Below are 8,836 nucleotides of genomic sequence, written 5' to 3'. Positions count from 1 at the left end.
TTGCGGGAGTTCGTCGCCGCGATCCTCGACGGGGGAGGAAAAAACCGGTTCCTGGAGGACTTCCTGCCGTTCCAGCGGAGGATCGCCCGGTACGGGATGACGAACGGCCTCTCCCAGGCGCTCGTCAAGATCGCCGCCCCCGGGGTCCCCGACTTCTACCAGGGGACCGAGCTGTGGGACCTGCGGCTGGTCGACCCGGACAACCGGGGGCCGGTGGACTTCTCCCGGCGTCGCAGGCTGCTGCAGGAGCTGGCGGAGCGGGAACCCGCGGGGCGTCTCGCCCTGGTCCGCGAGCTGCTGGCGCGGCCGGAGGACGGCCGGGTCAAGCTCTTCCTCACCTGGAAGGCGCTCCGGTTCCGGAGGGACCGCAGGGAGCTGTTCGCCTCCGGCGACTACCTTCCCCTGTCCGCGTCCGGGGAGAAGCGGGAGCATGTCCTGGCCTTCGCCAGGAGAAAGGGGAAGGAGTGGGCGATCGCGGCGGTGCCGCGGCTGGTGACGCGCCTCGGCCCCCCGGAAACCTTCCCGCTGGGCGAGAAGGCCTGGGGCTCCCGCGGCGGGATCGTCCTCCCCGAGGGATACCCCGACCGCTGGACCTGCCTCTTCACGGGAGAGCCGGTCCGCACCGAAGGGAAGGGCGGGCGCGGCGTCCTTCCCTTCCGTTCCCTCTTCCGCGATTTCCCCGTGGCGTTTTTTTCCGCCGACCCGGGCTGAACGGGTCCTCCGTGACGGGTTCCCCCCCCATTTCATCCACGCGGCTCGTTTGGTATCATCCCATGGATATGGCCATGAAAAACGGGAGCAGGAATCACCGCAAGGGGGAAGCTCCGCGCAAGCAGGACCCGCCGGGAAAGGCGGCGGCTGCGGTAGTGCCCGGCCGGCCGGAGGAGGTCCGCCTCAGCCGGGAGATGTCCGGCTTCAGCGTCACGATGATCGGCGTCGGGGCGATGATCGGGGCGGGGATCTTCGTCCTGACCGGGATCGCGGCGGGGGGCGCCGGGCCGGGGCTGATCCTCGCCTTCGCCCTGAACGGGGGGGTGACCCTCTTCACCGCGATGGCCTACGCCGAGCTGGGCTCCTGTTTTCACGACGCCGGGGGCGGCTATCTCTGGGTGAAGAGCTCCCTCCCGCACCCGAACGGCTTCCTCTCCGGCTGGATGTCCTGGTTCGCCCACGCGGTGGCCTGCAGCCTCTACGCGCTGGGGTTCGGCGCCTATTTCGGACACGTTCTCGAGGGGTTCGGCGTCTCCGTCCCCCACGTGCCCTACCTCCCGCTGGAGAAGATGCTGGCGGTCCTGGCCTGCCTGGTCTTCTCCTACATCAACTTCCGGGGCGCCTCCGAGACGGGGAAGGCGGGGAACATCGTCACCATGGCCAAGGTGGTGATCATCCTTCTCTTCGTGGGGGCCGGCGCCTGGGCGATGCAGGGGATGCCGGAGTGGAAGGGGAACTTCACCCCCTTCTTCCCGGTGGGGATGGGAGGGGTCTTCAGCGCCATGGGGCTCACCTTCATCGCCTTCCAGGGGTACGAGGTGATCGCCCAGTGCAGCGAGGAGGTGATGGACCCGAAGCGGAACATCCCCCGGGCCATCTTCTTCGCCCTGCTCATCGTGATCCCGATCTACCTGCTGGTCGCCTTCGTCGCCCTCGGGGCGATCCACGGGGAGGGGATGCCCACCTGGCAGTTCCTCGGGAAGATGAAAGAGCTGGCGGTCGTCGAGGCGGCCCGCCAGTTCTTCCCCGGCGGCGGGGTGGTCCTGCTGATCGGGGGTCTGCTTTCCACCGCGAGCGCGCTGATTGCCACGATCTACTCCTCCTCCCGCGTCGCCTTCGCGATGGCCCGGGACCATAACCTTCCGGAATTTCTCGGGAAAATCCACGCAGGGAAGAAGACGCCGCACCTGTCGATCGTCGCCTCGGCGGCGATCGTCATCCTCATGGCGGTTTCCCTTCCGATCGAGGATGTCGCCAGCGCCGCCGACATCATGTTCCTGCTGGTCTTCCTCCAGGTGAACGTGACGCTGATCCGAATGCGCAAGACCCACCCGAACCTGCCCCGCGGCTACCGCGTCCCGCTGGTTCCCCTGATCCCCGTGCTGGGGATCGTCACGCAGCTCTTCATCGCCGTCTACATGTTCTTCTACAGCCCGATGGCCTGGATCTCGGCGGGGGCCTGGCTCGCCGTCGGCTTCGTCGTCTACAAGGGATACGCCTCGAAACGGGAGGAGCTGGCGGTCTCGGTCCTGGCGCTGGCCGACGCGGAGGCGGCCCGGAAGGACTACCAGGTGCTGGTGGTCCCCTTCCGGCAGGAGCAGGTCCGCCCCCTGATGCGGATCGCCTGCGCCCTGGCGAAGAACTACGAGGGGGAGGTCACCGCCGTCTCCGTCGTCGAGGCGCCCAAGGGGGTCCGCCTGAACCGGTACTCTGGGGGGCTCCAGGAGGCGCGGACCCTGCTGCGGCTGGGGGAGAACATCGCCGCCGCCGCCGGTGTCGAGTTCCGCCGGGTCGTCAAGATTTCCCACCGGCGCTCCTACGGGATCCTCGAGACTGCACGGGAGGAGAAGAGCAACTTCATCCTCTTAGGTCCTATCGGGAAGGGGGGGTGGATCCACCAGCTCCAGGAGATCGTCCTGCTGAACGTCCTCGATCATGCCCCCTGCAACGTGGCGATCTACCGGGGGGAGGCGCTGACCGAGGTGAAGCGGATCCTGCTGGCGGTCGAGGACACCCTCTCCTGCCGGCTGGCGATCAACATCGCCCCCGCCCTCTCCGAGGAGCTCAAGTCCCCGGTGACCATCCTCCGGACGATCGATCCCGACGCCGGCAAGGCCGAGGAGCAGGGGGTCGCCGCCTGGATGGAGGATGTCATCAAGGACCTTCCGTTCCGGGTTCCCGTGGAAAAACAGGTGATCCGCTCCCATAAGGTCGCGAAGACGATCCTCGAGAACGTCCGGGAGACCGACCTGCTGCTGATGGGGGCCTCCCGCCACGTCGGAGCGATCTCGTCGCTCTTCGGGACCGACGTGACGGAGGCGGTGGTGGAGAAGGCCGGCGTCCCGGTCCTCCTCCTGAAGCGGTACCAGCAGCAGAAATCCTCCCGGTTCTCCGGGATCCTCTCCGGCCGATAAGGAGGCCCCATGCGGGAACGCTCGATTCTCACGCCGTTCGAAACGATGTGGGACAGGATCTGGGAGTTCCTCCCGAACTTCGTCGCCGCCCTCGCCCTCTTCCTGGTGGGGATCGCCATCGCCCTGGCGGTCCGGTACCTGGTGATCAGGCTGCTGAACTCGATCGGCTGGGAGCGGGTCGCCGGCAAGTCCTCCTACCTGCGGCTTCTCGGGATCGGCGACATCCGGTACCCGCTCTTCGACCTGATCGGGGCGATCGTCTTCTGGGTGGTCATCCTCGCCTTTGCCGGCACGGCGGCGCACACGCTGAAGCTCACCACGATCGAGATCCTCCTCGACCAGCTCGTGGAGTTCCTCCCGAACCTCTTCTTCGCCGTGGTGATCCTGGGGCTGGGCATCTGGTTCGGGATCCTGGCGGGGAGATTCGCCCGGGCCTTCGCCCGCTCCGCGGAGATCCAGGAGGCGAACCTGATCGGGAAGGGGATCCAGTACCTGATCATCATCATCGCCGCGGGGACCGCCCTCGAGCAGCTCCGGGTGGCGACCCGGTTCCTCTTCGGGGCCTTCCTCATCGTCCTCGGGTCGCTGGCGCTCGCCTTCGGCCTGGGAGGGAAGGACAAGGCGAAGGAGATCATCGACCGGGTCTCCCGGGTGGAAGAGGAAGGGAAAAAGGGAGGGGAAGAGGAAGAGGAAGAGGAGTGACGGTGCGCACGCTGAAGGGAAAGACCCTCTTCATCACCGGGGCCAGCCGCGGAATCGGGAAGGCGATCGCCCTCCGGGCGGCGGCGGACGGGGCGAACGTCGTGATCGCGGCCAAGACCGCCGAGCCCCACCCGAAGCTTCCCGGGACGATCCACACCGCGGCGCGGGAGATCGAGGAGGCGGGCGGCCGGGCGCTGCCGGTCCAGGCCGACATCCGGTTCGAGGAGCAGATCGCGGAGGCGGTCCGGAAGGGGGCGGAGGCCTTCGGCGGGATCGACATCCTCGTGAACAACGCCAGCGCCATCAGCCTGACCGGAACACTGTCGACCCCGATGAAGCGGTTCGACCTGATGTTCTCGGTGAACGTGCGGGGGGCCTATGCCTGCTCCCAGGCCTGCATCCCCTACCTGAAGCAGGCGTCCAACCCCCACATCCTGACCCTCTCCCCCCCGCTGTCGATGGACCCGAAGTGGTTCCGGAACCACTGCGCCTACACGATGGCGAAGTACGGGATGAGCATGTGCGTGCTGGGGATGGCGGAGGAGTTCCGGGAGGAGGGGATCGCGGTGAACGCCCTGTGGCCGCGGACCGTCATCGCCACGGCGGCGATCGAGATGCTCGGCGGGGCGGTCGCCCCCGAGAACTGCCGCAGGCCGCGGATCGTGGCCGACGCGGCCCGCGCGATCCTGGTGCGCGACAGCCGCGGCTGCACCGGGAACTTCTTCCTCGACGACGAGGTCCTGGCCGCCGAGGGGGTCACCGACCTTTCTCCATACGCAGTGAGCCCCGGGGCACCTCTTCTGCCCGACCTGTTCCTGGACTGAATCGGAAATCCCTTCCCGGAAACGGGAACGGGGGACCGCCTGCCACGTGCGGCCCCCCGTCCCTTTGCTCACCAATTGGAGGGAAATGATGAGGTTACATCGTTAGACGCGCGGGATCCGGGAAAGGTTCCAGGATCCGTCAAAAACCCAGTTTCCCGAGAAAATACGGCATCTGTTTCCGCCACCAGGGCCAGTCGTGGTTCACGTCGTGCCCCCAGACATCGACCCAGGCGGGGATCTCCTTCTCCCCGAGGATCCGCTTCAGGGCCCGGGTGTCCGCCAGCATCTCGTCCTCCCAGGCGCCCTGCCCGACGCAGATCACGATCCGGCTCTTCCGGTACCGGTCGAGATACCGCGGATCGGTCAGGCCGGGGAGATAGGCGAGCGGCACGTGAAGATAGACGTTTTCGTCCATGTAGTCCCCGATGAATCCGCGCAGCTGGTAGACCCCGCTCAGGGCGATGACCGCGTCGAACCGGTCCGGGTGCCGGAAGAAGAAGTTCGCCGAGTGGTACCCCCCCATGCTGCAGCCGGTCGTCAGGATCCCCTGGGACGGGCCGCGGGACCGGATGAAGGGGACGACTTCGGACGCGATGTACCGGTCGTAGTCGTTGTGCCTCCGGACGCGGTCGGCAGGGTGGGCGTCGTGGTTCAGCCAGGACTGGCGGTCCACGCTGCCGACGGTGAACAGGACGATCCTGCCCCCCTCGAGGAACGGCCGGACCGCCTCCACCATCCCGAAGTCCTCGTACTCGTAGAACGTTCCCCCCGCGGCGGGGAACGCCAATACGGGCTTTCCCGCGTGCCCGTAGACCTTCAGTTCCATTTCCTGCCGGAGGTTTTCGCTGTACCACTTGTGGTACTCGACGTTCACCGGCGTTCCCTTCCCTTCTTCCGGGGCCTACCGGAGCTCGTGGATGAAACGGGCCGCGGCGAGGACCTCGTCCAGGTCCCTGGACCTGGCGATGTAGCCGTAATCGCCGATGGCCGCCCGGAAGATGGAATGGATCTCCTCGTGGTGCGGGATGCAGTGGCCGAAGGCGTCGAGGATCTCCCGGTGGCCGTGTGCGTACTCCTTCCCCCGTTTCCTGCCGATGTAGCCGCAGTGGTAGGGGCGCGATCCGGCGGCGGCGAACTCGTTGCGGACGACGAGGCGGGCCCACTCCCGGTAGATGTCGATGTCGTTCGCGTAGTTGAACATCTCCGTGGTCAGGCCTCCCGGCGGCCGCAGGTTGATCTCCAGCGCGACGATCCGCCCGTCCCGGCTCGTGCGGAAGAACTCGATGTGGAAGAAGCGCTCCCGGACCCCGAACGCCGCTACCGCCCGTCGCCCCGCCTCCTCCAGGTCGGGGGGGATCTTCCGAAGGGAGTAGTAGTACAGGTGGTCGTCGTGGTTGACCGTCTCCATGATCCCCTGGCTGAAGGAGTGGGCGGTGTGGAACACGAGGTTGCCGTCCCGGTCCGCCAGGCCGTCGAAGGAAAGGATCCTCCCCTCGATGAACTCCTCCATGAGGTACTCCACGGGCGGTTTCCGCGCGAAGAACCGTTCGAGCTCCTCCGGCCCCCCGATCTTGAAGGTGGCCGCCGCCCCGACGCCGACGTCCGGTTTCGCGACCACCGGGAAGCCCGTTTCCCGGACGAGCCGCCTTCCCTCCTCCAGCGTCCGGACCACCTCCCCGCGGGCCACGGCCACCCCCGCTTCGAGGAACGTTTTCTTCATCCGGGACTTCCGCTTCACCCCGGCGATCCCGTCCTCCCGGATGCCGAAGACGTGGAAATCCGTGCGCAGCCTCGCATCGGTCTCCAGCCAGTACTCGCTGTGCGATTCGATCCGGTCGATCCTGCCGTGACGGTGGGTGAAGTGGCCGCAGGCGCGCAGGAGCTGATCGTAGTCGTGGAGATCCCCCACACGGTAGTACTCCGCCAGCGCATCCTGCAGCTCCCCGCGGAGGGAATCGTAGGGGGCGTCGGCCAGCCCCAGGACATTCGCCCCGAACTCCTTCAGCCGCACGCAGAAGAGGTGGTAGTTCGGAGGAAAGTGGGGGGAAAGGTAGACGAAGTTCATTCCAAGAAGGTAGCCCCGACGGCCCCAAACGTAAAGCCCCCTGGAAAAACCGCGAACCATCCGGGCCCCACCGTTGTCAATGGGAGCAGGAAGGGCGGCCGCCCACGGATAAAAAAAACCGGTGTGGAAAGGAGAGATCCCGTGAATCGAACCAACGTCAGTGTCCTCCCGGCCCGCAATCCCATGGTACTCGTTCCCTTCCTGGCGGCGCTCCTGCTCGGGCTGTCGGCCCAGGCGTGGGCCTCCGCGGTAAACGTCGAGGTCGTCTCCGACAGGAAAGGCGCGCTTTCCCTGTTTCCGGTCGGCCAGAACGGGCGCAACAGCAGCTACCGGGCCTACCTGGAGGCGGAGCGGGGAGAGAAGTACGGCATCCGGATCGCCAACCGGACGGGACGCCGGGTCGGCGTCGTCGTGGCGGTGGACGGCCGGAACATCATCTCGGGGGAGAAGTCCAACCTCCGAAACAGCGAGCGGATGTACATCCTCGGCCCCTATGAATCGGCGGTCTACGACGGGTGGCGGACGGCTCGCGACACGGTGAACCGGTTCTACTTCACGGAGCCGGGCGACTCCTACGCCGCCGCCTTCAACGACCGCTCGGCGATGGGGGTGATCGCCGTCGCGGTCTACCGGGAGAAGGAGCCCCCGCCTCCGCGGGTCCGCCACGACCGGGAGTCGGGCGGGAAGTCGGGCGACGACCGAAGCATGGCCCCGGAGGCGGCCCCGGGCGCGCCCCTGGGGGCGGAGCGGAAAAACCTCGCGCCGCAGGCGCGCGAGGAGTCGGCGGGCACCGGCTTCGGGGAGGAGTCCCATTCCCCCTCGATCCGGGTGACGTTCGACCCGGAGCGCCGCGTGGCGGAACGCCACTTCCTGAAGTACGAGTGGCGCGACACCCTCTGCCGGAAGGGGATCCTCGACTGCCGCTACTCCCGGAACCGGTTCTGGGACGATGACGGGTACGCCCCCTATCCGCCCGGACGCCGGCCGGCACGGTGCGAATAGGGGAGGGGCGCCTCGGGAAGACCATGCTTCTTCTCCTTGTCCCGAACGATGATCCGGATTGGGGGCCGGCCGGTTTCGCCGGCCCCTCCGGCGTCGCAGGGGTATCAGAATCGCGTATTGCCGCTGGAATTGCCCGCCCGGGTTCGTTATGATGCTTTGTCCCGGTCCTGTTCCGACGGCGAACGGTGCCGGGGAAAAGAACGGGCAAGGTGGGTGGGCAAGGATGAGTTTCGACCCCGGCAGGTTCCTGACGCGTTACGCCGATGCCTTCAACGGGCGGGACCCGGAGAAGCTTCGGACGCTCTTCGCGCTCGACGATCCCCGCTTTGCCGTGTGGGAGGACTACTCGGGGGAACTCTTCGACGGGGAGACCTACGGAGTCATCCTGGAGGGAGCCTTCGACGCCACGGGGGAGATGTCCTTCGAATTGCTGCGCAGCGACCGCTTCGACGACTTCGCGACCCTCCACGTCGTCCAGAAGATCGTCGACGAAGGCGAGGAAGGCGAAGGGGTGTTCGCGGAGGCCCTGATCCGGGCCACGTTGTGGATCGCCCTGTCCGGAGAGGAGGCCCGCGTCGTCGTGGCCCACTTCTCCGCCCTGCCGTCCACGACCTCCTCGGCCTGTCTCGCGGGGATGTGTACGGGATAGAGCGCGCCCTTAGCTCAACGGATAGAGCACCTGGCTTCGGACCAGGCGGCTGGGAGTTCGAATCTCTCAGGGCGCGCCAGTCTTTTTCCACTCCGCGATGCGAGATTCGAACTCCGAGGCAGATGCCTGGCGGGCTGACCGAAAGTCGGCGGAATTGCTCTTGTCACCGCGTTCGCGTCTAGGCATAATGTCTGGGATGATTCGACGAAAGCCTTTTCCAAGGGGTCTCGTATCCCTCTTCGTGGCGGCAGGACTGGTCCTTATGGGATTCAGCGCTTGGGCTTCCTACGACTGTTGCGGTCATCCCTCCGATTCCCGCGAGACTTCGAAGCCCGAGAATGGAGCCTCGCTTCCGGACGACGTCTGTGCGTTCACATGCTGCCAGGTGACCATGATCGTTTTCCCGGTTCCATCCCTTGAGGCCCGGTTCGGTCCGTTGTGGATCCTCGAGGTCTCCGAAAAGTCCCCA

At 66.7% G+C, this 8,836-nt stretch carries 7 protein-coding genes, 1 tRNA gene and 1 pseudogene (1 of these 9 cut by a window edge); 7 read left to right on the top strand and 2 right to left on the bottom strand.

Going from position 1 to position 8,836, the window contains the following annotated elements:
- From A2X88_08590 to A2X88_08575, 4 genes and pseudogenes are all read left to right on the top strand, one after another.
- A pseudogene (locus tag A2X88_08590) lies at positions 1-711 on the top strand (malto-oligosyltrehalose synthase) (it extends 2,115 nt beyond the left edge of the window).
- Positions 712-905: 194 nt separating this feature from the next.
- Positions 906-3,125, top strand: a complete 2,220-nt coding sequence (locus A2X88_08585) for a hypothetical protein (GenBank protein ID OGP33454.1) — start codon at positions 906-908, stop codon at positions 3,123-3,125.
- A gap of 9 nt (positions 3,126-3,134) precedes the next feature.
- The gene (locus tag A2X88_08580) at positions 3,135-3,827 is read left to right on the top strand and encodes a hypothetical protein (GenBank protein ID OGP33446.1); all 693 of its coding nucleotides are present in this window, start codon (positions 3,135-3,137) and stop codon (positions 3,825-3,827) included.
- Positions 3,828-3,829: 2 nt separating this feature from the next.
- Entirely contained in the window at positions 3,830-4,651 is an 822-nt protein-coding gene (locus tag A2X88_08575) for a short chain dehydrogenase (protein OGP33453.1), read from the top strand.
- A 139-nt stretch (positions 4,652-4,790) separates the two neighbouring features.
- On the opposite strand, the gene A2X88_08570 is transcribed toward A2X88_08575, so the two are convergent.
- Complete coding sequence (locus A2X88_08570; protein ID OGP33445.1) at positions 4,791-5,525, bottom strand: transposase; 735 nt, start codon at positions 5,523-5,525, stop codon at positions 4,791-4,793.
- A 27-nt stretch (positions 5,526-5,552) separates the two neighbouring features.
- Positions 5,553-6,716: a carboxylate--amine ligase gene (locus A2X88_08565; protein ID OGP33444.1), complete on the bottom strand. Its 1,164-nt coding sequence runs from the start codon at positions 6,714-6,716 to the stop codon at positions 5,553-5,555.
- A gap of 183 nt (positions 6,717-6,899) precedes the next feature.
- Between A2X88_08565 and A2X88_08560 the strand changes: the two genes are divergently transcribed.
- From A2X88_08560 to A2X88_08550, 3 genes are all read left to right on the top strand, one after another.
- On the top strand, positions 6,900-7,718 hold the full coding sequence (locus A2X88_08560; GenBank protein OGP33452.1) for a hypothetical protein: 819 nt from the start codon (positions 6,900-6,902) through the stop codon (positions 7,716-7,718).
- 223 nt (positions 7,719-7,941) lie between these two features.
- Positions 7,942-8,367, top strand: a complete 426-nt coding sequence (locus A2X88_08555) for a hypothetical protein (protein OGP33443.1) — start codon at positions 7,942-7,944, stop codon at positions 8,365-8,367.
- A 3-nt stretch (positions 8,368-8,370) separates the two neighbouring features.
- Positions 8,371-8,446: transfer RNA gene (locus A2X88_08550), tRNA-Arg, on the top strand.
- Positions 8,447-8,836: the final 390 nt, after the last annotated feature.

The sequence above is a fragment of the Deltaproteobacteria bacterium GWC2_65_14 genome, assembly GCA_001797615.1.
In the GTDB taxonomy this organism is placed as follows: Bacteria; Desulfobacterota; Deferrimicrobia; order Deferrimicrobiales; family Deferrimicrobiaceae; genus GWC2-65-14.
The sequence above is the reverse complement of the archived record's forward strand: the minus strand, read 5'-3'. Positions and strand labels throughout refer to the sequence as shown.